This is a genomic window from Paenibacillus sp. FSL P4-0184 (assembly GCF_038004625.1).
In the GTDB taxonomy this organism is placed as follows: domain Bacteria; phylum Bacillota; class Bacilli; order Paenibacillales; family Paenibacillaceae; genus Paenibacillus_AQ.
Genome location: NZ_JBBORN010000002.1, coordinates 1499322 through 1523800, shown reverse-complemented (window position 1 = coordinate 1523800; position 24479 = coordinate 1499322). Strand labels below are relative to the sequence as shown.

Genomic DNA, 24479 nt, shown 5'->3' with positions numbered 1-24479 from the left:
GGGTGAACTTTGGATGAATGGTTTAAAAATACCCAAACGCATGACGACAGCGCTAGTCAACTCACTGACAGCCGGTGTGGTTCCGCGTATCGGACTAGAGCATATAGCCGTTGGCCGCCGGCCAGAGATTGAAGCGATATTGAGAGATATGGATAATATTGCGGAGGGTGGAGCTGCTTTTAAGCTGATTACCGGCAAATTCGGTAGCGGCAAAAGCTTTCTTTTGCAGATGATCCGTAATTATGCGATGGATCGGGATTTTGTAGTAGCCGATGCGGATCTATCCCCTGAACGAAGATTAGTGGGAACGAAAGGACAAGGTCTTGCTACATATCGAGAGCTGATGAGTCATTTGTCTACCCGGACGCGTCCAGATGGAGGCGCTCTGGAGATTATTTTGCAAAAATGGATCATTACGCTTCAGCAGTCTGTGATGCAAGAGAATGAATATGGCCCTGATCACCCTCAGCTTGGAGACGAGGTAGAGAAACGAATCTATGCTGTAGCCTCCGAAATGCGCGGTTTGGTGCATGGATTTGATTTTGCCAAAGTGCTGGCTTCTTATTGGAATGCCCATAAGCTCGCTGACGATGAATTGAAGCAGGATTCCCTTCGCTGGTTAAGAGGTGAATTCGCTACTCGAACGGAAGCACGAAAAGCACTTGGTGTTGGCGTGATTATTGATGATGATAATTGGTATGATTATATGAAGCTGTGGGCGGAATTCACTTCTGCTATCGGTTATAAGGGACTGCTGCTGTTCATAGACGAAGGTGTCAATCTCTACAAAATCACGAACAGTATCTCACGTCAGAGTAACTATGAAAAGCTGCTTACGATGTTCAACGATACGATGCAGGGCAAGGCAGAAAGCTTAGGGATTTTTATAGGGGGGACTCCGCAATTTGTGGAGGATGGACGGCGTGGATTATTTAGTTATGAAGCGCTGCGTTCAAGATTAGTTGCAGGAAGATACGGCGCAGCAGGTCTGAACAATTATACTGGGCCTATTATTGCACTGGACATGCTCTCACATGAAGAAATTTTGATCCTTTTGCAAAAGCTTAGAGATATCCATGCCCTTCATTATGGTTACGAAGCACAGTTAAAACAGGAACAATTGGTTCATTTTATGGAAGAAGCTGTGGGCAGATTAGGGGCAGACGAGCTCCTGACTCCGCGTGAAGTGGTGCGTGATTTCATGGATCTACTTCACACCTTACACCAGCATCCGGAGATCTCTTTCGAGAAGCTAGTGGGCGAACGAACCTCTAAACCTGCCGATACTGAACAAAATGAGTTAGATGGATTCCTCGCGGAGTTTGAATTATGAGTGATAATCCGTTTTATAGGCTGGCTCCCTTTATTAAAGAGTTTATCTATAAGAACCGTTGGGAAACTTTGCGTGAGGCGCAGGTGGATGCCTGTCGTGTACTGTTTGAAACGCCGCATCACTTACTGATTGCTTCGGGTACAGCTTCAGGTAAGACAGAGGCGGCTTTTTTTCCAGCGCTTACTGAGCTGTATGAACGTCCTTCCGGTTCGGTTGGTATTCTCTATATCGCTCCTCTGAAAGCATTGATTAACGATCAATTTACACGGCTGAACGATTTGCTCCGTGAAGGCAATATTCCGGTATGGCACTGGCATGGGGATGTTCCGCAAGCCGATAAGACGAAGCTGGTGCAGAATCCTTCCGGCGTGCTACAGATTACCCCTGAATCGCTTGAAGGACTATTGATGAACCGTCCGAATGCTATCCCGGCACTGTTCCATGATCTCCGATATATTGTCATTGACGAGGTGCATGCCTTTATGGGTGCTGATCGGGGAATTCAGGTCCTGAGTCAGCTGGCAAGAATCTCACGAATGGCGGGATGTCATCCGCGTAGAATCGGTCTATCGGCTACGCTTAGTGACTATGCTTCGGTGACGGAGTGGCTGGCGGCAGGGACGCGGGAGAGCGTAGAGGTGTCCGCTCCACAGGGCGGGCGTAAGCTCCGTTTAAGTGTGGAGCATTTCTCTTTCCCGGATGCACGGGATGAAGTGCAGGCGGAGCATTTAGAACGCGCGAAGCAGTCTTATTACGATTTCATTTATGATCATACGCATCTTAAGAAAGCGTTGATCTTCACGAATAGCCGCTCGGATGCGGAGACGGCAACCCTTGAGCTGCGGAGAACGGCCGCGAAGCGTGGGGAACGGGATGTTTTTCACGTTCACCATGGCAGCATCTCCGCGATGCTCCGCGAAGAGACGGAAGCCGCGCTGCGGCAAGGCTCCGGACCTGCAGTTGCGGCAGCAACTTTGACGCTGGAGCTGGGCATTGATCTAGGAGAGCTGGAGCGGGTGCTCCAGGTCGGCGCTCCTTATAGCTGCGCAAGCTTTGTGCAGCGACTCGGCCGATCGGGCAGGCGCGGTGACGCCGCATCCGAGATGATCTTTGTCACGCCCGAGGAAGAGGATGAGGAAGCGCAGCTTCCGGCACGGATGCCTTGGACGCTGCTTCGAGCGATTGCGGTTATTGAGCTATATGTGCGCGAGAAGTGGGTTGAACCACTGGTGGTGCGCCAGCTGCCAGTAGGGCTGTTATACCATCAGACGATGAGCATATTGAAGAGTATGGGGGAGGCGGAGCCGGAGGATTTAAAGGAGGCTGTACTAAGCTTACCTTCCTTCAATAGTATTGATCCTGCGGACTACGATACCTTCATGACTTATATGCTGGGCATGGGACAAATCGAGAGGATGGATGAAGGCAGCTTGATTATTGGGATGGCGGGGGAGAAGATCGTGAACAACTTCCGCTTCTACGCAGTCTTCAAAGACGATGAAGAGCATGTTGTCTATAACGGGACTGAAGAGATCGGTTCGATCACAACAGTACCACCACCGGGTTACTGCTTTACTCTGGCAGGGAAGCTCTGGAAGGTAGAAGAGGTCGATAATCGACATAAAGCTGTTTATGTAAAAACCTCACGCGGTAAAGTGGATACGTTGTGGCTTGGAGCGGGCGGGGATGTGCATACACGAATTATGACCAAAATACGTGAAGTGTTAGGCGCAACATCCTTGTATCCGTATCTTGCTCCGAGTGCGGCTGCGCGGCTTGAACGAGCTCGTCGTTTAGCGAAGGAAAGTGGAATGCTTGAACGTTCCGTTATGCCGGCAGGTGGAGATTCGATGTTTATCTTACCGTGGGCGGGTAGTCGGCAATTCCGTACACTAGAGCGCCTTCTCAAAAACAATTTGAAGAGCTCACAGGGACTTCGATCTATCGTGCCGATGGAACCTTATTATATGGTGGTTGCAGGCAAAACAGATGCAGAAACGCTGGAAGCGGAGATCATCGCTGAGAGTATGGCTGCCGTTGATCCTTTAACATTGTTATCTCCAGATGAAGCACCCTACCTCGGAAAGTATGACGAGTTCATCCCGCATGAGCTGCTGCGCAAAGCTTTTTCTTTGGATGGATTAGATGTTCCAGGGCTGCTAGAAGTACTAAAACAATGGCGGCAACCACAGTAACTATCTTAAATATTTTTAATCGAGACGCCCGCTTATGCGGGCGTCTCTTTATGTTCGGACGCACAGCAACGTGTATCTCCTTGTGCCGATCTAGACTTTCCTCCTATTCCATAAGTTGTATAAAAACAGGGCAGGCAGAGAATAGTATCTAGAAGATTCCTATTAAAGGATGATAACGATGTGGTCTAAAATAGTCTCTTATATTCCAGATTGGACAGTTTTTATGCAGGCAGCCATCACGCTGCTCTTTCCCATAGGGTTATATTACCTTTACAAGCATTTGTATTTTTATGTTGGAAGCGGACGTTCCAAGGAGTCAGGAGCTGACTCTCAGGAGGAACATAAGAAGGCAGACAATGAGGGAGTAAAACAGCAGCAGGGTGCGTCTACAGTGTTTACGCAAGATTATGATACCGACCTAGCGGCGATAAGAACGGCCTTGGGGGGGAATAGTGATGTGCATTTTCGTGAATTTTCAGTCAAAGGTATTCAGGCACGTGCCGCATTGGTCTATGTGGAGGGCATGCAGGATGAAGAGCTAATCAATCAACAGGTGTTGCAAAATCTGATGTTTGCCGGTGAAATGCAAGCTTCGGAAGGAATATACACCTATATGAAACAGAATATGCTCCCGCTGGCTCAGCTTAGTGATGCTAGAGATTTAGACCATCTGCAGGAGTCTGTCCTGTTTGGATACACTGCACTGATTGTCGAAGGCATGCATGAGATGCTTCTGGTGGGCTTTCCACATGGAGCAGTGCGCGCAATAACTGAGCCAACCTCGGAAGCTTTACTGCGGGGACCCCGGATTGGCTTTACCGAAGTGCTCAGTGAGAATACCTCTATGCTACGGCGCCAAGGTCTTAATAAGAATCTGGAAATGAAAATGGTTGAAGTAGGTAGCGAAATCAAGAAGAGTCTAGTTATCGCTTATATGAAAAACATTGTAAATCCTGATCTGCTACAGGAAGTGAATGAACGGATCTCCAAAATTGATATGGATTTCATTCTGGAATCTGGCTATGTGGAGCAGTTAATCGAGGATGATTATTTAAGTCCGTTTCAGCAAACACAGAATACGGAAAGACCCGATCGAGTGATTGCCTCTTTATTAGAGGGGAGAATTGCAATTTTGCTGGACGGCACACCGTTTGCACTCATTGTTCCAGTGACGTTCAGTATGCTTTTACAGTCTCCCGAGGATTACTATGAGCGCTGGTTTCCAGGTACCCTTTTAAGGGTGTTACGGTTTTGCGCATCATTTCTGGCTCTGTTAGCCCCTGCGCTTTATATTTCCTTTATCTCCTTTCATCCGGGACTAATTCCTACTCAGCTGGCCATTTCCATAATTGAAGCACGCCAAGGTGTACCCTTTCCTGCTTTAATTGAAGTACTGATTCTGGAGATTTCCATTGAAATCTTACGTGAAGCTGGAATTCGTCTGCCGAAGCCCATAGGTCCGGCAATGGGAATTGTCGGAGGTCTGATCATTGGAGATGCCGCGGTACAGGCCGGTATTGTAAGTCCATTTCTAGTAATTGTCGTTGCAGTGACAGCGATCTCTTCGTTTTCCATACCGATGTACAGTGCTGGAATTACCCTCCGGATCTTACGATTCGCAGGCATGTTATTTGCAGCGGTCCTGGGCATGTACGGAACCATCCTGTTCTTCCTGCTGATTTGCAGTCATCTGACTCGCCTTTCAAGCTTCGGGGTGCCTTACATCACACCTATCTCGCCCTTTCGGGTAAGTGACTGGAAGGATTTATTTATCCGTGCACCTTTATCCATTATGAAGCGAAGACCGGAGATGCTGAAGACCCAGAAGAAAAATCGCAAATCCTAGAGAATGTATTCTTGCAGGAGCAGGGGGGAGACCACAGTGTTCAAACGTACGGATGACAAGATCACAACCTCGCAAGCTGCCATAGTATTGACCAATTCAATGCTGGGTGCCGGAATTTTGACCTTGCCAAGAGATCTTGTCAAGGCTGTACAGACTCCTGATGCCTGGGTTTCTGTGGTGCTGGGTGGTATTGTCGTGTTTATAGTGATAATGGTTATGGTGAAGCTTAGCCAGCAATTTCCAGGTAAAACTGTCTTTCAGTATTCTAAAAAAATTGTTGGAAATCTTCCGGGTGGTGTACTGAGTTCTTTGTTGATTCTGTACTTTATTGTGATTGCGGGCTTCGAAATCCGAGTACTGGCGGAAGTAACGTTGTTCTTTCTTCTGGAAGGGACTCCAATTTGGGCGATTGTGATGCCGTTCATCTGGGTAGGCACCTATTTGGTGTATGGGGGGATTAATTCCATTGCCCGTGTGTTTCAAATTGTGTTTCCGATCAGTATCTTTATTCTGATTATTTGTTTTATCTTAAGCTCCAGAATATTTGATATCCATCATTTACGCCCTTTTATGAGTGAAGGCCTGATGCCGGTCATTCGGGGGATGAAGTCGGGCATCCTGATCTTTACTGGATGTGAGGTTGTTATGATCATGACGGCCTTTATGGAGCATCCGCAGGAAGCGGTTAAAGGGATGATGGTCGGATTCTGTATCCCGTTGGTACTGTATTTGGTAACTGTTGTAATGGTTATTGGAGGTCTGTCCATCAATTCTGTAATCACCAGTACCTGGCCTACGATAGATTTGGTACGAAGCTTGGAAATTTCAGGATTCTTTTTTGAACGATTTGAATTTCCTTTGTTAGTCATATGGCTGATGCAGATGTTCTGCAATTTTTGCAGTTTTTTCTTTAATGCGTCACTTGGAATTTCGCAAGTGTTTAATCTGAAGATCCATCCGGTTATGTTCGCCTTAATGCCTGTAATTTTCATCTGCACGATGATTCCTCAACGCATCAACGATGTCTTCAGTCTTGGTGAATCGATTGGCTATATGGGTGTGCTGATTTTTATGTTGTTGCCACTGTTATTGTCGATCGTATTACTGATCAGGAAGAAAGGACTCAAGCAGAATGTTTAGACAGAGAGTAATACACTTACTAATAATATTCATGATTCTGCTTACGCAGCCTGGTTGTTGGAGCAGTAAAGAGATTGAAGACCTGAGTGTTATTACGGGATTGGCGCTTGATAAGGGGGAACCTAGAACGCTCGAACGGGAATTTGAGGAGCGTGGAGGGAGCTACCCAAAGCATAATAAACTTACGGCAACCGTACAAATTGTGCCTGAAAGAACAATCGGGAACTCCGGTAAAGAAGGCGAAAAAACCAAAACCCATTTTTACAATATTTCAGAAACAGGGGATTCTCTGCTTGAAATATTCCGTCAGTTCTCCATTCGCAAGAACCGTCCGATTATAGGCCATCACCTTAAGGTTATCGTCATATCAGAGGATCTAGTGCAAAAGGCGAAGATCAGACAGTTAATGGATTTTGTACTCCGAGATAACGATATCCGTCCCAGCTGTCTCATATTTCTTAGCCAGGGGCTCGCGTCCGATTCGCTTATGACGACTGAGGAGGAGATTCCTTCCTTCCGGCTGGTGGAGATGGTCCGTAACAATTTCAGAACCAGTAAAGTTATGAAGGGCATAACGCTATCGAATCTAGATGCGCTTATGTACTCCAAGCAAAGCTTTGTGTTGCAGAACGTTATAGAGGCACATGGTGAGGTCAAATTTTCCGGAGCCGGTATAATCAAGGGAGATACAGGACATTGGATCGGAAATCTCGACCAAAATGACGTGGAGAGTATTGCCTGGATCAAGGGGGATATAAGAGGAGGGAGTCTCAAAGCATATGATCAGTCGAACGAGTCGATTACTTATGAGATTAAATCCGTTAAGAGTAAGATTACGCTGAAAGAGACCGATGATAAGAAGATATCATTTCATGTTGCAATTGAGTCCACTGGACGCCTAATTGAGAATTGGGATGTTGATGCGCATTCCTCGGAAGTTGATTATTTCAAAGAACTAGAGAAGATATTCGAAGAAAAATTAACCCAACAAATCAATGCTCTTATCAACAAAATGCAATCCACTTACAAAGTGGATGTAGCAGGATTCGGAGATTGGTTTAGCATTGAAAGGCCTCATGTCTGGAAACAGATTAAGGATCATTGGGACGAGGAATTTACTCGGATTCCAGTGACCTTTGATCTAAAGCTTAAGATTACCGATTTTGGTACAACATCTGATTGAACGAATTTCCAGACAGAATATCGAAAGCTACTTTTAATCGAAGCACCCCAATTAGCGGGTGTTTCGTTATGTTCGGACATATATTGTATTTTTCTAGAAAAAACAAACCATATATCTTAAATTTGACACCTTGTTGAAAGCGCTTAACAGTACAATAATAAGCCTATAACGAAAATAGGGGGCGTCAAACAATGGTCAGCAAAAAAATGAAGGCAACTTCAACAATTGCGTTATCAGCAGCTTTGGTTTTAAGTATGGCAGCGTGTGGAAATTCAAACAACAACGAGAGTAAAGGCGCTACAGAGTCGAAAGGGAATACAGCTACGAATGCTCCAGATGCCGGAACTACAAAAACCGAAAGCGGTAAGAAGGTCACGATTACTTTTCAAAATATTTACCCGGATCCAGCAACACCTTCTTATAAGATGCTTCATGAATTAGTTGACCAATATGAAAAAGAAAACCCTAACATTCACATCGAACTGGATACTTTAAATACGGACCAGCAAAAGGTTAAATTGAAAACACAAGCCGCTTCCAAAGAAATTCCTGATATTACGATTGTTAACCCGGCTGCACAAATGAAACCTTTCGTTGATGCAAAGCTGTTTGCTCCTCTGAATGACATGCTGGATCAAAATGGACTGAAGGACACTTATCAATCCGGTCTACTTGATTACTACAGCTTCGATGGTAATGTTTATGCGCTGCCAGATGGTAATAACATCGAGGTAGTCTACTATAATAAAGAACTCTTCGAGCAAGCGGGAATCGCAGACACTCCTAAAACATTCGATGAATTACTCCAAGATGTAAAAACCTTGAAAGCAAAAGGCATTACGCCAATCGCGATCGGTGAAAAAGATTCCTGGACGGGTTCATTCTTGTTCATGAATATCCTGCTTCGCACCAATGGAGGACCTGGTTTCCTTCAAGATGTACTTGATGGCAAAAAAACATTTGAAGATCCTGCTTTCATAGAAGCTGTAGATCGTTTCCAAGACCTCGTGCAAGCAGGTGCATTCCCAGATGGAGCAACTTCCATCGATGCTAATGCAGGTGGTAATATCTTCAAATCCGGTAAAGCCGCTATGTGGGTTATCGGTTCATGGGAAACAGGTGCAATTGACGCATCCTCAGTTGCTGGTAAAGCAGGAGCCTTCCAATTCCCAAGTGTTAATGGTAAAGGGGATCCAAATGAATTCATGCTCGCACCAGGTAGCGCCTTTGCGATTTCTGCGAACAGTGAGCATTTACAAGAAACGAAAGATTTCTTGAATTTCTTTACACTGAATCTTCCTAAAAAACAATTTGAACTTAAAAATGCTGTAGGGATTGGTCAAAAAGTGGATGGGGACCTGAAAGGCGCAGGATATTCTGATCTGGCGATCAACATTTCAGGATTGTTCAATCAGGTTAAAGGTGGCGACTTGGCCTTTGACAACACCATGAACCCAGCTACGGCACAAGTCCATCTGAGCAGTATCCAAAATCTTTTTGTTCAAAAAGTGGATTCCGCTCAAGTAGCTAAAGAACATCAAACCGCATTTGAAGCTAATAAATAAGAAGGTTTTGAAAACGCGATGCGAGGGTGCTTAAACGCTTCTTCGCATCGTGTTTACATTCTAGGGGGCGGAAATAATGAAGGTACTAAAGGTTCCAGCGCGCACAATCGCTGTCTTCGTGTTACCTTGCCTGCTTTTGTATGTGTGCTTGGTGTTTGCTCCTATCCTAGTATCCTTTTATACAGGATTGCTGCAATGGGACGGAATTACGACTACGAAAACATTTGCTGGACTTGCTAATTTCAAAGAGATGTTTTTTCATGATCCAGTGTTTTGGCCATCTGTAAAGAGAACGTTACTCTATGCTGTGGCTTCTATGGTGGAAATTCCATTTTGTTTGTTGATGGCTATCCTGCTAAATCGGTACGTGAGAAAAGGAAACACTTTAGTTTCTATTTACTTTACGCCGGTTATTTTGTCGGTGGTTATCATTGGGCAGCTCTGGAAAACGATCTATGACCCTGTCTCCATGGGCGGGATGTTGAATGGCGTCCTGATCTCTCTTGGGCTGGATAGCTGGACTCACAATTGGATCACAGAACCTAAAATTGCGATGTTTGCGCTTTATGCAGTATCTCTTTGGCAATATTTTGGCTACCATTTGCTGATTCAATATACCGGTGTTCAGAATATCCCGGATGAGCTGTATGAAGCGGCAAAGATTGATGGGGCTGACGGATTCAAAGCCGATCGATATATTACTTTTCCGCTGATTATTCCAATCTTTAAAATATCTATCGTACTCGCTTTTATAGGATCTTTGCAGGCTTTTGATCTCGTAATGGTTATGACAGCCGGTGGACCCGCTCATGCTACAGATGTTATTTCCACACATATGTACAATAGTTCTTTCTTATCCTTTAAATATGGATATGGTAGTGCTATCGCTTCGTTCTTGGTCATACTGTGCCTTGTGTTTACTGCTAGCATTAATACTATCTTTAATAAGCTAGAGAAAAAATTCAGTTAGCAAAGGAGTGCGCGATCATGCGGAATGTCAAGCATAAACGCCCAAAGCGTCCTTACAAGGACGGTAAGCGTTTAAGCGAGAAATATAAGAATAATGTATTCCGTGAAACTAATACGTTCTTATATTTTAAAAAAGGACTCGTGTATCTTCTCTTTGCGATTCCTGTCGTTACCCAGCTATATCCTCTGCTATGGCTAATGCTCTATTCCTTGAAGACCAATGAAGAGATTTTGGGAGGAAGTTTTTTCTCATTTCCAAAAGTATTTCAGTGGCATAACTATAGCGAGGCTTATAAGTCCGGTAGCTATTTAAAGTATTTATCTAACAGTGTAGTGGTTACCGGTGTAACGATGATCTTCGTCATCCTGCTTAGCTCGATGGTAGCTTACGCGATCTCACGGTTCCGTTGGCGTTACGGCAACTTGGTCATGACGATCTTCTTAATGGGGATGATGATTCCCATGCAGGCCACCTTGCTTCCGCTGATGATCATTTTCAAAAATATGCATATTCTGAATACACACTTATCGCTCATATTGCCTTATGTAGCTTTTTCAACCCCAATAGCGGTGTTCATATTAAGTGGCTTTATGAAGAGCATTCCGCATGAAATTGAAGAATCAGCCTTTATTGATGGGGCGAGCGTATATCGGATCTTCCGCACGATCATTCTTCCTGTATCTGTACCACCTGTAATGACTGTATGTATTCTAACGTTCATCAACATTTGGAATGAGTATATCTTAGCGGCCACCTTCATTTCCTCCGAGAAATTGAAGACCTTGCCCTTTGGTGTGTACACATTCGTTAGTCAGTATTCTGTAAACTATGGGAATATCGGTGCATTTTTAGTGATGGGTGCCTTACCCGTCATTTTAATCTATTTCTTCTTATCCAATCAGATTACAAAAGGAATGGTGGCGGGCGCAGTAAAAGGATAAATCTATATTGCAAATTACAATAATGGAATTATAATGAAGAAGCAGCAGGACAGATGAGTTTGAGGAGGGAAGCCTTTTTGAGAAACAGCTTTCATTCCATCCACCATCGATTGTTTTTGCTGTTTCTTTTTTGCATGTCTAGCATTCTATTAATTGTGAGTCTGCTCTATTACAACCGGACAACCGTACAGTTTCATGAGAAAATAAGTGATTTGTCGCAGAAGAATGTCGCCCAGACAGCGGATCTATTCAGCTTACTGTACAAAGGGTATGATAGTCTCTCTAAATCACTCAGCAATAACTTTGAATTGATACGTTTGATTAATGAGACAAGCACAGAGCCCGCGGTAGCATACATCAATGAACAGACGATTACCAATATTTTGGGAGCTATATTTTATTCTCGGGATGATCTCGTAGGTATTCATGTCATTACAGATAAAGGTAAGATCTATAATTACGGAAACTATATGAATGTGGTTGATCCCGAATATATGAAGGAAGATTGGTACCATCAGCTGCAAGCTTCCTCCGGTAAAATGGTCTGGCTCGGCGTCTATGAACATTCTCTTATCGATAAAGTGGAGGATAGTCCTGTGTTTGCCTTCGGCCGTCAGATTTACGATCTCAATGAACACAAACCGATTGGCATTGTTCTGTACGAGACGAATCCGAAGCCTGTTCTGGATGCGCTGGATAATGTGAAGCTGGGTGAGCATAGCCAGGTGTATTTAATGTCGCAGGATGGACGATTCGTATCCTCTGCCGAAGATCAGGAACCTGATTTAACTCAGCTACCGTCTTTGCAAAACTCCCAGAATGTTGTGGTCGAACAGACAGCCAACCGTCTACTTGTCGCTTCTAAACTGTCCTTCTCTGGTTGGTGGGTGCTTAGTATCACTCCTAATCGCGACCTAAATGTAGAGTTGGTAGAGATGAAACGTTATCTGTTCATTGTATTTTCGATTCTTGTTCTCGTCTCTACTTTGATAGCTTCTATTGTTTCACGAACGATTTCTTTGCCGCTTAAAAAGGTGATTCGAGAGATGAAGCAAGTGGAGATCGGTAATTTTCGGGGAATGGTGAATGTTTCATCTTATCAAGAGATTAATATTCTTGTTGCTTCGTTTAATCGGATGGTTCGCCGAATCGAAGAACTAATCGAGCGGGTAAAACTTTCTTCCGTCAGTGAGAAGAATGCTGAGCTTCATGCCTTACAATCTCAAGTGAACCCACATTTTCTATACAATACTCTGGATATGATTTATTGGATGCTGGATGAGGAAGGGAATGAGCAACTGGGTGAACTTGTTCTCTCGCTATCTTCGATGTTCCGGTACAGCAGTCATTGGGAAGTTGACGTAGAAGTCACGTTACGAGAAGAACTGGAACAAATCGGGCACTATCTAAATATTATTTCTATTCGGCTGGAAGGTCGTCTACGGATTGAGATAAATATAGATGAACGATGGCTTGAGGTTCGCCTTCCCAAGATGACTGTACAACCCGTCATTGAAAATGCTGTAAAACATGGCTTGGAATCGCTCGATCGTCAAGGTATTCTGAAGGTGAGTATACTTGAAGAAACTGGAGTGCTGAACATCGTCGTTCAAGATAATGGCAAAGGTATGGATGCAGAGAAGCTGAATGCGCTGGTGGAATCCTTGGATCGACCAACAACGAAAGAAAATGGAAAAATGGGAATCGGTCTTCAAAATCTGCATCGACGGCTCCAGCATATGTTCGGAGAATCCTATGGTCTTGTGATTCGAAGCTTACCTGGAGAAGGAACCGAGGTTGCTATCATGCTGCCGATTCCGCAGGAAGGAGAGCATAGTCGTGAACATTCTCATAGCTGATGATGAACGGGCGATCCGAGAAGGCATTAAGCGCACTATAAGAAGTATCTATCCAGATTATTGTGTATATGTTGCTGCGTCGACAGAAGAAGCTGTCAAGATTATGGAGGAACAGTCCATCCATATCGTCTTAACAGATATTCTTATGCCCGGTATGAATGGCCTAGAGTTCATGAGGATTTCTAAGCGGCGGTATCCTTATGTCAAATGGGTGGTCATCTCTGCACACAGTGAGTTCGCCTATGCGCAGGAGGCAGTACGTCTTGGAGCGAGAGATTATCTACTTAAGCCGATCGGTAAAAGCAAGCTACTTGAGATTATTAGTAACTTATCGCTAGAAATAGAGCAGGATCATAAGCTTATTAAAGATGAAGACCGATTAAGGTCAAGTCTGAAATATTTAAGAGAAGGTGTATTTCAGAGGCTCGCTTCTGGTTTTAATCTTGGTAATTTAGACATCAGCCAATTAATAGAAGACCATCAATGTTTCTATTTGATTTTGCTACAAATGGATGCGGGTGATAAAAACATTCGGATAGAACATTTTATTGTAGAAAATGTGTTAACTGAGCTGATAGAGCGTGACGGGAGCGGTTTTGTGGTCAGCTATGACCGCCAGAGTCTGCTGGGATTAATCACCTTAAGAGAAGAAGCACGATTAGAATCTTTTCTGGAAGATGGGCGGACCTATTTGAAGCAATATTTAAAAACACCTTTCCAAATGATCCATTCCGGACTTAGCTACGATATAAATACTGTCCCTCAGATCGTAACGAGCTTAAGAGAGGCAGTGAATTCGCAAGTATTGGATTTAACGCCAGCGAAAGGTAGTGGCGAAAAAGCCATCGACATCGCATTGCAATATGTAAAAGAACACTATTTCGAAGACCTTACTTTGGAAAAGATTGCTTCCGTTGTATTTCTGAATCCGGTCTACTTCAGTCAATTATTTAAACAGAAGACGGGTCAAGGCTATAAAGAATACGTGACATCCTTACGATTGGAGCAAGCCAAGCTGCTGCTAGTGAACTCGAAGCTTAAGGTGGCAGAAATCGCCGAACGTATTGGATATCAGGACATGCGACATTTTACACAGATGTTCCGCAAGCGGTTCCTAGTAACTCCGACGGAGTATCGTCAGCAGCTTAACAATGGAACCTACTGAATTTTTGTTCATAGGAAAGGAAAAAGGATCTCTGCAGCCATTAGGGTGGCTATAGAGATCTTTTTTTGTGTGTAGATCAGTATGGGTAACTAGAAGCAGCGTATATAAAAATAACGAAAAATAAAATGATTATGGCGTAAAGTAGAGTGCCGACAATCCCGCATACCAGACCCGCAATAGCTAAGCCTCTTCCTTGCTCATACCGAATCCGTATTTCTTTAAGGGACAGGGCAGACAGAATAACCGCTACAATCCCTAACAAAAATCCAATATAAGGAACAATTATGGAAAGTACTCCTAAAACGAAACCAGCAATTGACTTGCCATTCATCGGTGTTGGTGGGGGCGGGGGAGGATAATAGTTTTGATTCTCGTTCGGCCCATAACTCATTCAAATCACCTCCTATCAAGCGTGTTATTGGATGTAGTTAATCCAGTGTTCAAGCTGTACACAAGGAATGAGTCCAATAGATTCAGCTAGTCTGATGGAAGCTTGATTTGTTTCAAGCACATGATAGCGTGGAATAAACCCTCGTTCTAACGTTTCTTGTATGGCGGTTTGGACCACCTTTTTCGCATACCCGTTTCTTTGAGAGGATTCTAAAGTATGTACAGCACCGATTTCCCAGATGGTTTCTTCATTACGGAACGCTAAGCAGGTACTGACCGGATTGTTGTCTAGGAAAATTGACACGGAAAAAGCCCCGTTTTGAAAATAGTCTTCTATTTCGTCTTTCGTGTAATGATTAGCGGCCCACAGCGGAATTAATCTGTCGTTAACCACATGGCTGATAACAACATCTTCGTCCTTCGGAAAGATTTGTCCCTCAGCTGTACTGTATGAGTAGAACCCCCGGACTTTCTCCATTGAAAAATGTGATGATAATGCCTCTTTATAGTTCACGTCTTGCAGTTTAAAAACAATTTTTGCTTGTGGAGGCAACAATTGTAACAGAGCCGGAAATACATCTGGGCTGCTGTAATCCATAAATACGATGTAATCCGCTTGAGGATATACTCTATGATCATATGCGTACGCTGAAGCAGGAAGAAGCAATAAAACACCCCATTGATTTCCTTGCTCCACAAGATGAGACTCCATGACTTCATGGAATGAGGTTAGCATTTTTAATAAACTGACATTCTTCAACGGTTTTTTGCGCAATCTGGTCATAATTCGGTCATTCTGGTGCATGTTATTTACTCCCCGCTCAATATATTTCAATATAAATTGCACTTATGCAGATCATTATATTTAGGATAATTATTATATCGCAGAAATACGTCAGCTTGACAGTGACTGCTATAATGTATTAGGAAAATAAAGCTTGCTGTTTGATGCAGCATACGTAATCGGAGGCACAGAATTTCATGACACAATCTATCACACCCGCTGCAGTTCGTGTAGGAGGAGGCCTAACTAAACAATTCATACTTATTTTAGCCATTGCATCAGGATTAAGCGTTGCAAATATGTATTACAATCAGCCCCTTTTGGCCGATATAGGACGAACATTCCATGCATCCTCTAACGCAGTAGGATATGTATCGATGCTTACTCAGATCGGTTATGCGCTTGGGATGTTATTCTTTGTTCCGTTGGGCGACATTCGTGAACGAAGAACACTAATATCCGGACTTCTTATTGCTGTATCACTATCACTTGTTGGTTTCGCTACAGCTCAGAACCTTATTTGGATGTATATTGCCAGTTTTGCTATTGGCATAACTACGGTCGTGCCGCAGGTCATCATTCCTCTCTCGGCGGAGCTCGCTTTGCCAGAAGAAAGAGGTAAGGTTATTGGAACCGTAATGAGCGGGCTATTTTTTGGTATTTTGCTGGCAAGAACAATATCCGGAATTATAGGAGATATGTTCGGCTGGAGAGCCATGTACTGGATTGCCGCAGCTATAATGCTATTGTTATCCCTTATCTTATACCAACTAATTCCAAAGACGAAACCAGAAAATAATTCATCCTATACAGATCTATTGAAATCAATGGGGAATTTGATTCGCAGATATTCGACGCTTCGTGAAGCATCATTGATTGGTGCTTGTATGTTTGGTGGCTTCAGCGTGTTCTGGACTTCACTGGCTTTCTTTCTAGAAGGTGAACCTTACCACTATAGTAGCTCTATCACAGGCTTGTTTGGGTTGATTGGTGTAGCAGGTGCTGCGGGTGCTCCATTTATCGGTAGGTTAGCTGATAGGATCGCACCGAAAAAGATAGTAGGTATACTACTATTGCTGACATTGATTGCTTATGGATTCTTCGGTTTAGCTGGATTTACAATTTGGAGCCTGATTGCCGGTGTTATTATCTTGGATCTTGGAGTACAAGGGTCACAGGTTAGTAACCAAACACGGATCTATGCACTTGAGCCGGCGGCGCGCAGCCGAATAAATACGGTGTTTATGGTTAGCACTTTTACAGGTGGAGCTATTGGATCAACACTTGGAAGCTTTGCATGGCAGCATTGGGGCTGGAATGGCGTCTGTCTGATGGGTGGAATGCTAATTGTGGCTGCTATATGCATATGGATAGTCTATAGAGGAATTGAGAAGAAGACATTCAACGCAGGAGGTGCATGAGCATCGCTCAGAAGACGAAAGTCGTAGAAGTTGTCCCGTATGATCCAGAGTGGAAGGTAGAATTCGATAGAATAAAAGAACAGTTGTTATCTTATGTTGGCGACCTCATTATTACGATAGAGCATGTGGGGAGTACTTCCATTGAAGGACTCGCTGCTAAACCCATCATAGATCTTGATCTTGTAATGGATAGCTACGATGTACTCCCACAAATCATAGAACGTTTACAACAGCATGGTTATGAACATCAAGGGAACTTGGGAATCGAGGGCAGGGAAGCCTTCAAAAGACGTCAAGCGGACGAATTCATGAAATATCATCTGTATGTATGCCCTAAGGATGGAAAAGGGTATTTGGAGCATATCGCTTTTAGAGACTATCTCCGTTCAAATGCGGAAGCACGTCAAGCATATGCAGAAGTCAAACAGCATTTGGCGGAACAACATCGCTACGATATGGATGCTTACTGTGAAGGAAAGACAGCGTTTGTCACCTCGAGTTTATCAAAAGCCATGAAATAACCCATAAGCAATCATGTGCCAGATCGAAGATGGCTTCGATATTCACTGGGGGACATACCGCTCCACTTACGGAACTGCTTGGAGAAATATAACGCATCATTGAAACCGACCGAAGAGGATACCTGGTCGATGGTGAGCGTTCCTCCAAGCAGTTCCTTTGCTTTATCCATGCGAACCTTTAACAAATATTGCTTGGGTGACATTCCGATCTTTTGCTTAAAGGCCTTAGAGAGGTGTGCCCTATGATAACCAAGAGAGGATGCCATGTGGTCGATACTGATCTGTTGATGAAATTGGAGAGAGATCCAGCGGATCGCTTGATTGATCTGGCGGTCGATAACATCCGGTAATTGTGCGGATTTAGGGGTGAGCGAACTTATGTTCGCAAGACCGAATTTGTGCATCAGAAGGCGCAGCCACCCAGAAGCCTCCAAACTTTCCAACCTTGGATAAGCAGACTGCTGAAAGGAAAAACGAATATGCTCATACAAGTTATGTATTTCTATAAGGTTATTTATGTGTATTAACGGCTTGTCCGGTGTAATCCCCACTTCTTTAAATAGCTGTTGAACGGCTTCCCCTTGCAAGGCCACCCATACATAAGTCCAAGGCTGTTCCATGTCTGCCTGATAGCTGAATAATACCCCTGGGAAAATAACAAAGGTATCTCCTGTACCACATACCTGTGAGTTACTTCCACTCTGAAATATGCCTTTTCCATCTATTACGGTATGTATAAGGTAGTAATCGTGAACGGATGGCCCCATTTTATGTCCAGGAACCGGTTTGCCTTCACCGCTGAACAATACAGTCAGGTCGGGTTCATCTGGAGCAAGATTAAGCCCTGCTGAGAAATGATAATGCTCTGAAGCCATTTGCTTCTGACCTCCTATACATGATTTGAATTACAATTAGATTATAGGACATATCACTTAAATGCAACAAACATCCATATATGAATTGTATTTCTCCATACTCATTGAGACCGCTCTCATTTATAGTGAATAGTGAAGAGAGAGACGGAGATCCTCTGACATTCTAGTGTTTATAAGGGAAATTCATCGAGGTTTTCTGAGCGGCTAGCGATGTCGAGACCGTAGAACTTACTACTTAAGGAGGAATATTTCATATGTCCAAAATTACATTTATCGGAGCGGGTAGTACTGTATTTGCAAAGAATGTTTTAGGAGATTGCATGAGAACTCCAGCCCTTCAAGGCTTTGAGCTTGCCCTATATGATATTGATCTTCAGCGCCTAAAAGATTCCGAGAATATGCTGAGTAATATAAAAGCAAGTAGTGGCAGTACTTGTATCGTGAAATCCTATACGGATCGTAAGGAAGCTTTGCGCGGAGCTAAATATGTGATTAATGCGATTCAGGTCGGGGGTTACGATCCTTGTACCATTACAGACTTTGAAATTCCGAAGAAATATGGCTTGCGTCAAACGATTGCGGACACGGTTGGTATCGGTGGTGTTTTCCGCAACTTACGCACGATTCCTGTCATGCTTGATTTTGCGGCAGATGTGAGAGAGGTTTGTCCAGATGCTCTGTTCATGAATTATACGAATCCAATGGCAGTATTGACCAATGTGATGAACACTTATGGTGGTGTGAACACTGTTGGATTATGTCATAGCGTACAGCATTGTATTCCAGGCTTATTCGAGCATCTGGGAATGGATCAGACGGGTGTACAGGCTAAGATTGCAGGGATTAACCATATGGCTTGGCTACTCGAGGTTACGAAGGACGGAGAGGACTTATATCCGGAAATCAAACGCCGCGCTGCCGAGAAGCAGAAAGAGCATCACGGGGATATGGTTCGTTATGAAATGATGCTTAAATTTGGTTACTATATTACGGAGTCTTCAGAACATAACGCAGAGTATCATCCTTATTTTATCAAACGTAATTATCCTGAGCTCATCGAACGGTTTCAAATTCCACTCGACGAGTACCCACGCCGCTGTGTAGATCAAATTGAACGCTGGCAGCTAATGCGTGAAGAATTAGTAAATAATAAAGAGCTTGTACATGAACGTTCGCATGAATATGCGTCCTACATTATGGAAGCCATCGAAACGAATGTACCTTTCAAAATTGGTGGTAATGTTATGAATACAGGTCTTATCACCAATCTTCCGAAAGAAGCATGTGTAGAAGTTCCGTGCCTTGTAGACCGCAGTGGTGTCACTCCAACCTTCGTGGGAGATCTGCCTCCGCAGTGTGCCGCACTGAATCGTACGAACATTAATACACAATTGTTAACAATTGAAGCAGCGATTACTCATAAGAGAGAGCATATTTATCACGCAGCTATGCTCGATCCGCACACTGCCGCCGAACTGTCGATGGATGACATTACGAATATGTGTGATGAGCTGATCACAGCCCATGGAGATTGGTTGCCCGCGTATAAATAAATTGCCTATATCTATAAAGTAATACTTAGAAAGCCTGAGAAATCAGGCTTTTTTTGCTTATCAGTCTAGGACAACTGGGGTCCTACGGAATACAAATATATGGACACCTAAATGCGGAGGTGAAGCATGATGATCATTGAGAATTATACCTTAGCATCGTCCACATCCCATGCCACCCCTTATTATGTGATCAGAGGTGGGCTCCCTGGTCCTGTGTTTATGGTGGTGTCCGGCATACACGGGAATGAAACGGGAAGCATACGTGCTGCTCAAAACCTCGTGTATCGCTTAAGACAAGGAGAACTATATATTTACCGAGGTACACTTATTATTGTTCCTCTTATGAATCAAAGAGCTTATCGCAAACGAATTCGTGGCGTGCCGGATTTGAACCGAACGTTCCCACGTACTCGGAATGGATCTGCCAAACATCCGTTATCCATAGCCTTGCTTCAATTAGTACGGCTTTATCGTCCCACCTGGTACCTTGATCTCCATGAAGCGAACGGTTTATCTCAAAGAAATCCGAAACGACTCGGTCAGTCTATTATCATTAAACCGGGGAGCCAAGGTACAGTTACGGCAAGACGTATCTTAAAAGACATTAATCGTACAATCGCTAATACTTCTTATCATTTTAATATCCGTTTACGAGAGCGCCCCGGCTCGTCACGTGCAGCCGTCTCCCGTATCATAGGAGCGAAAGCATTTACTGTGGAAACCTGCTGGAGTCTTGACCGTGACCTTCGTATTCGCTATCAGATGGACATTGTTAGTCGCTTTTTAAGAAGTGCTGGATTGATGTGATGATGATTAAATACGCTGTATGCCAAGCAAGCTGACCCTTAGTTCATAGGAATCGGCTTGTTTTGTGTGGATTTGAAAGATCATTGACAATAATGAGTATAGTGTATATATTACATATATACATTGAATACACATAAACTAGGAGTGAGGGCACGAGTTCATGAACATATTGATATCCAACACTTCCGGTGAACCCATCTATGCACAGATTGTAAGTCAGATCCGCCAGATGATCCTGCAAGGAGAGTTAGTCTCAGGTACGCCTTTACCTTCTATTCGACTGTTAGCCAAAGAGCTGCAGATTAGCGTAATTACAACAAAAAGAGCTTACGAAGAACTGGAGAGAGAAGGCCTTATCAATTCCATTGTGGGAAAAGGCTCCTTTGTTTCTGGTGCAGATCAGGAGTTTATTCGTGAGCAGCGGCTACGGATCATGGAGAACAAAATGAAGGAAATTATTGATGAGAGTAAGCTGTTAGGGATTGATTTTGCTGAGTTCAGTGAGATGTTGAAATTGCTGTATGAGGAGGAGACAGAATGAACGATGTCATTCAATTGAATCAAATATCTAAAAAATATGGCCATTTTAGCCTATGCGAACTTACGTTCGGTATCAAGGAAGGGTATATAACGGGGTTAATAGGACCCAATGGGGCAGGGAAAACAACTTTAATTAAAATGATGATGGGTATGGTACAACCCGACCAAGGAAATATCGAGATTTTTGGCAAAGAAACGTCCGTAAAGAATGCAAAGTACAAAGATCGAATTGGGTATGTTTCTGATGAGAATTACTTTTACGATCAATTAACCATCGATCAGATGAGTAAGATGATTGCCCCCTTTTATAGTCAGTGGGATAAAGAGACTTATAGGAAATACATAGAGATGTTCAAGCTTTCCCCGCGGAAAAAGATTAAAGAACTCTCTAAAGGGATGAAAATGAAGTATTCGCTCGCCATTGCTTTATCACACGGTGCAGATCTGCTCATCATGGACGAACCTACTGCAGGTCTTGATCCCATATTCCGAAGAGAACTGCTTGATCTGCTTAGTGAGCATATCCAGGATGAGAAGAAATCTATTCTTTTCTCCACGCATAACACGACTGATTTAGACCGGATAGCGGATTATATTGTTTTTGTGAATGAGGGGAGGTTAGTTTTTAATGAGATGAAAGAATCTCTCCCTAATAAATACATGCTGGTAAAAGGCAACAAGGAGTTGCTTGATCGGGATGTGCGAAAATGGTTCATCGGGCTTAGAGAGACGGAAGTTGGTTTCGAGGGTCTTCTGAACAATCGCTCTGAGGGGGAACGATTCTTTAGAGATCATGCCATATGCGAGACACCTACTCTGGAAGAAATCATGTATTTTACAGTAAAGGGAAACGCTTTGTATGTTTAATCTCTTGCTGTTGATTCGGAAAGACATTATTCTCCTACGGAATTTTATCCCTTTATTTTTCTTGAGTATTTTGTTTGTTGCATATGTACAATTGGATAGCTCCAGTATGTTTGCTACCTTTCAATCTTTACTATTGCTCGTATACTCCTGTTCAATGGATGCACAGAATAACAACACAAAGTTTGTTATAGGACTGCCAGTATGTCGGCAAGAGATTGTCTTGGCTAAATACTTATCACTAATTCCTTATAGTTTCATCGGTTTGGTTTGCTCTTTTGCTTTGTTTCTAATTTCCTTTTCATTTGGATATTCCATTAGCCCAGTGTATTGGATAGGGGTATCTTTAACGTTACTTATGATTCCTTTGACTGCGTCTATTTATCTGCCGATTCATTATTGGCTTGGTTACAAAAACTATTACTTCAATATCTTTTTTAATGTTGTTATAACGATAACCACCATAAATGCTGGATCTTCACTCTCACATTCATCAGTTTTCTCAAAAATAACCCATTTAAAGCTGCAAGATCATCTGGTGCAGATAGGTTTGATAGGGATCGTTTATCTATTCATCTTGTACTACTCATATAAGATTTCACTAAGATTGTTTTGCAGGGAAGAGTTATAAGCTAAGGAGGACTTATAGTGTATCATTCATTTTATCTTATTCAAAAAGACTTCATTCTTCTGCGTAAATTTCTGATGCTGCTGATCCCTTTTTTTATCTTTATAGCTTATTCGAACTATCATAGTTTCAGTTTATTTACGGTAATGCCACCCATGCTGTTGTTGATAAGCTCCTGTTCTATGGATACTCAGCAGATGACGCAACGGTTTCTCGTTAATCTCCCTGTGCGGAGACAAGAGCTTGTCCGTGCTAAATACTTCTCAATCCTTCCGTATGCGCTTGTTGGGCTGGCAGCAACTGCTTTTACCTATCTCCTGATTATTATGACAGGTAAAGAAGTAACCCCTCATTTTTGGCAAGAGGTTGGTATTGCGATATCTATTTTCCCACTCCTAGCTATGCTTTATTTACCGATTCATTACTGGTTAGGTGCTAAAGGAACGCAAGTAGTTAATCTCGTTTTTATGATGATTATAATGGTTGGTCCGAATGTGATTGGTAGCTTGCTTCAATGGTTTCCTGACCTGGAGAACTGGCAGAGTTCTGGCGTGAAGTCTAGCTTTATTCCTTATATCATACTAGGACTCGCGTACGTGTTTTTACTCAGCTGTTCTTATCTCATTTCATTGCGGATTTTTGAGAAGAAGGATCTCTGATGTTAATAATTTGAGATTTAGATTGAATTCATATACCATTATCTCTACAAAGATAAATACTGTAGGGGAAGGGTATACATCCAATGCCTAAAATGATTTATAGTTTTCGTACAAAAATGATTATGCTGCTGATGGCCAGTATGCTAGTATCCGGTGGGATAACCTTTTTAATCTATAAGGCGCTCCAGCGATATTATCACTCTGAGGTGAAGTTTGAGAATCCACTAACCAAAGTTCGCTATGTAATAAGAGATATTGGAGATGTGAATACATTTTTAATTATCTTTATACCACTAGCCATTCTATTTTTCTTCTTATTCACTAAGCCGTATGCAAAATACTTCAAAGAAATATCAAAGGGGATTCATCAACTAGCGTCAGGTGATTTCTCCGAACGAGTAGATATACCCTCCAAAGATGAATTTGGGATGATTGGTCATGATCTCAATCTAGCCATTGAGAATATGCAAGAAGCCATTGAGCGGGGAGACATTGCCGAGAGCAGTAAAGATCAACTCGTGTTGAACCTGGCGCATGATTTGCGTACACCCCTAACCTCGGTTATCGGCTATTTGGATTTTATTTTGAAAGACAATCAATTAACCCCTGAACAGACCAGGCATTACACGACGATTGCTTATACTAAATCTCAACGTTTAGAAAAATTGATTGATGAGCTGTTTGAAATTACAAGAATGAATTACGGCAAGCTTAAGCTTGAGAAATCCTCGATTGATCTCAGTGAGCTTCTCTTACAATTAAATGAAGAATTATATCCAGTCTTTGAGAAAAATGGCCTATCCTCCAGATTGGATATGACACAACCTCTGATAATTTACGGTGACGGGGAATTGTTAGCACGTGTATTTGAGAACCTTCTTACGAATGCGGCCCGATACGGAAACGATGGTCAATTTATTGATATTCACGGTTACTTAGACGCTAACGAGGTAGTCGTTGAAGTAATTAACTATGGAAATTGTATTGAGCCGGAAGAGCTGCCACGAATTTTTGATATGTTTTACACGGGTGATCGTGCACGAACACATCCAACAGGAAGTACGGGACTTGGCTTGTTTATTACTAAAAATATAGTAGAGCAGCATAATGGAGCCGTATCTGCGCAAAGCAGTGTGGTGCGGACAATCTTTGAAGTGAGACTCCCGAGAAACAGTAATTGAAGACCATTTCTATACGATGAAGTACCAACCTAAAGAGGATTCGTTGGTGGGTGATATCT

General features: G+C 43.0%; 22 protein-coding genes. 19 read left to right on the top strand and 3 right to left on the bottom strand.

Features of this window, described 5'->3' with window-relative positions:
- Positions 1-13: 13 nt before the first annotated feature.
- From MKY52_RS28530 to MKY52_RS28485, 10 genes are all read left to right on the top strand, one after another.
- Positions 14-1333, top strand: coding sequence for an ATP-binding protein (locus MKY52_RS28530; RefSeq protein ID WP_341055172.1), 1320 nt, complete (start codon positions 14-16; stop codon positions 1331-1333).
- Entirely contained in the window at positions 1330-3528 is a 2199-nt protein-coding gene (locus tag MKY52_RS28525; RefSeq protein WP_341055170.1) for a DEAD/DEAH box helicase, read from the top strand. The genes MKY52_RS28530 and MKY52_RS28525 overlap by 4 nt, the downstream gene beginning before the upstream one ends.
- A 178-nt stretch (positions 3529-3706) precedes the next feature.
- Positions 3707-5374 (top strand): spore germination protein, encoded by a 1668-nt coding sequence (locus MKY52_RS28520; RefSeq protein ID WP_341055168.1) that lies wholly within the window; start codon positions 3707-3709, stop codon positions 5372-5374.
- A 36-nt stretch (positions 5375-5410) separates the two neighbouring features.
- Positions 5411-6514 carry a GerAB/ArcD/ProY family transporter gene (locus tag MKY52_RS28515; protein ID WP_076283628.1) on the top strand — a complete coding sequence of 368 codons (1104 nt, stop codon included), beginning with the start codon at positions 5411-5413 and terminating at the stop codon, positions 6512-6514.
- Positions 6507-7697, top strand: coding sequence for a Ger(x)C family spore germination protein (locus tag MKY52_RS28510; protein ID WP_341055166.1), 1191 nt, complete (start codon positions 6507-6509; stop codon positions 7695-7697). The genes MKY52_RS28515 and MKY52_RS28510 overlap by 8 nt, the downstream gene beginning before the upstream one ends.
- A gap of 191 nt (positions 7698-7888) precedes the next feature.
- On the top strand, positions 7889-9262 hold the full coding sequence (locus tag MKY52_RS28505) for an extracellular solute-binding protein (protein ID WP_340969814.1): 1374 nt from the start codon (positions 7889-7891) through the stop codon (positions 9260-9262).
- 76 nt (positions 9263-9338) lie between these two features.
- Complete coding sequence (locus MKY52_RS28500; RefSeq protein ID WP_042188566.1) at positions 9339-10232, top strand: carbohydrate ABC transporter permease; 894 nt, start codon at positions 9339-9341, stop codon at positions 10230-10232.
- 17 nt (positions 10233-10249) lie between these two features.
- On the top strand, positions 10250-11173 hold the full coding sequence (locus tag MKY52_RS28495; protein WP_256716236.1) for a carbohydrate ABC transporter permease: 924 nt from the start codon (positions 10250-10252) through the stop codon (positions 11171-11173).
- 77 nt (positions 11174-11250) lie between these two features.
- Entirely contained in the window at positions 11251-13032 is a 1782-nt protein-coding gene (locus tag MKY52_RS28490) for a cache domain-containing sensor histidine kinase (RefSeq protein ID WP_341055164.1), read from the top strand.
- Positions 13013-14197: a response regulator gene (locus MKY52_RS28485; RefSeq protein ID WP_341055163.1), complete on the top strand. Its 1185-nt coding sequence runs from the start codon at positions 13013-13015 to the stop codon at positions 14195-14197. Before MKY52_RS28490 ends, MKY52_RS28485 begins: the two co-directional genes overlap by 20 nt.
- A 76-nt stretch (positions 14198-14273) precedes the next feature.
- On the opposite strand, the gene MKY52_RS28480 is transcribed toward MKY52_RS28485, so the two are convergent.
- Together MKY52_RS28480 and MKY52_RS28475 are read right to left on the bottom strand one after the other, a co-directional pair.
- Positions 14274-14588 (bottom strand): DUF4190 domain-containing protein, encoded by a 315-nt coding sequence (locus MKY52_RS28480; RefSeq protein WP_076298693.1) that lies wholly within the window; start codon positions 14586-14588, stop codon positions 14274-14276.
- A gap of 24 nt (positions 14589-14612) precedes the next feature.
- Entirely contained in the window at positions 14613-15392 is a 780-nt protein-coding gene (locus MKY52_RS28475) for a GNAT family N-acetyltransferase (RefSeq protein ID WP_341055162.1), read from the bottom strand.
- A 176-nt stretch (positions 15393-15568) separates the two neighbouring features.
- Between MKY52_RS28475 and MKY52_RS28470 the strand changes: the two genes are divergently transcribed.
- Both MKY52_RS28470 and MKY52_RS28465 read left to right on the top strand, forming a co-directional pair.
- Positions 15569-16792, top strand: a complete 1224-nt coding sequence (locus tag MKY52_RS28470; protein ID WP_341055160.1) for an MFS transporter — start codon at positions 15569-15571, stop codon at positions 16790-16792.
- Positions 16789-17313: a GrpB family protein gene (locus tag MKY52_RS28465; protein WP_445671042.1), complete on the top strand. Its 525-nt coding sequence runs from the start codon at positions 16789-16791 to the stop codon at positions 17311-17313. The genes MKY52_RS28470 and MKY52_RS28465 overlap by 4 nt, the downstream gene beginning before the upstream one ends.
- Positions 17314-17324: 11 nt before the next feature.
- Here the strand turns inward: MKY52_RS28465 and MKY52_RS28460 are convergent, their stop codons facing one another.
- The gene (locus MKY52_RS28460) at positions 17325-18188 is read right to left on the bottom strand and encodes an AraC family transcriptional regulator (RefSeq protein WP_341055159.1); all 864 of its coding nucleotides are present in this window, start codon (positions 18186-18188) and stop codon (positions 17325-17327) included.
- A 254-nt stretch (positions 18189-18442) separates the two neighbouring features.
- Between MKY52_RS28460 and MKY52_RS28455 the strand changes: the two genes are divergently transcribed.
- The 7 genes from MKY52_RS28455 (at position 18443) to MKY52_RS28430 (ending at position 24420) form a co-directional block, all read left to right on the top strand.
- Complete coding sequence (locus tag MKY52_RS28455) at positions 18443-19741, top strand: alpha-glucosidase/alpha-galactosidase (protein ID WP_149647467.1); 1299 nt, start codon at positions 18443-18445, stop codon at positions 19739-19741.
- Positions 19742-19870: 129 nt separating this feature from the next.
- Complete coding sequence (locus tag MKY52_RS28450) at positions 19871-20548, top strand: succinylglutamate desuccinylase/aspartoacylase domain-containing protein (RefSeq protein WP_341055675.1); 678 nt, start codon at positions 19871-19873, stop codon at positions 20546-20548.
- A 160-nt stretch (positions 20549-20708) separates the two neighbouring features.
- A complete protein-coding gene (locus MKY52_RS28445; RefSeq protein ID WP_094869071.1) occupies positions 20709-21089 on the top strand; it encodes a GntR family transcriptional regulator in 381 nt (126 codons plus the stop codon).
- Positions 21086-21955: an ABC transporter ATP-binding protein gene (locus MKY52_RS28440; RefSeq protein WP_341055155.1), complete on the top strand. Its 870-nt coding sequence runs from the start codon at positions 21086-21088 to the stop codon at positions 21953-21955. Before MKY52_RS28445 ends, MKY52_RS28440 begins: the two co-directional genes overlap by 4 nt.
- Complete coding sequence (locus tag MKY52_RS30450) at positions 21948-22583, top strand: ABC-2 transporter permease (RefSeq protein ID WP_445671041.1); 636 nt, start codon at positions 21948-21950, stop codon at positions 22581-22583. The genes MKY52_RS28440 and MKY52_RS30450 overlap by 8 nt, the downstream gene beginning before the upstream one ends.
- 17 nt (positions 22584-22600) lie before the next feature.
- Positions 22601-23239, top strand: a complete 639-nt coding sequence (locus MKY52_RS28435) for an ABC-2 transporter permease (RefSeq protein WP_341055153.1) — start codon at positions 22601-22603, stop codon at positions 23237-23239.
- A gap of 83 nt (positions 23240-23322) precedes the next feature.
- Positions 23323-24420, top strand: a complete 1098-nt coding sequence (locus tag MKY52_RS28430; RefSeq protein WP_341055151.1) for a HAMP domain-containing sensor histidine kinase — start codon at positions 23323-23325, stop codon at positions 24418-24420.
- The last annotated feature ends 59 nt before the right edge of the window (positions 24421-24479 follow it).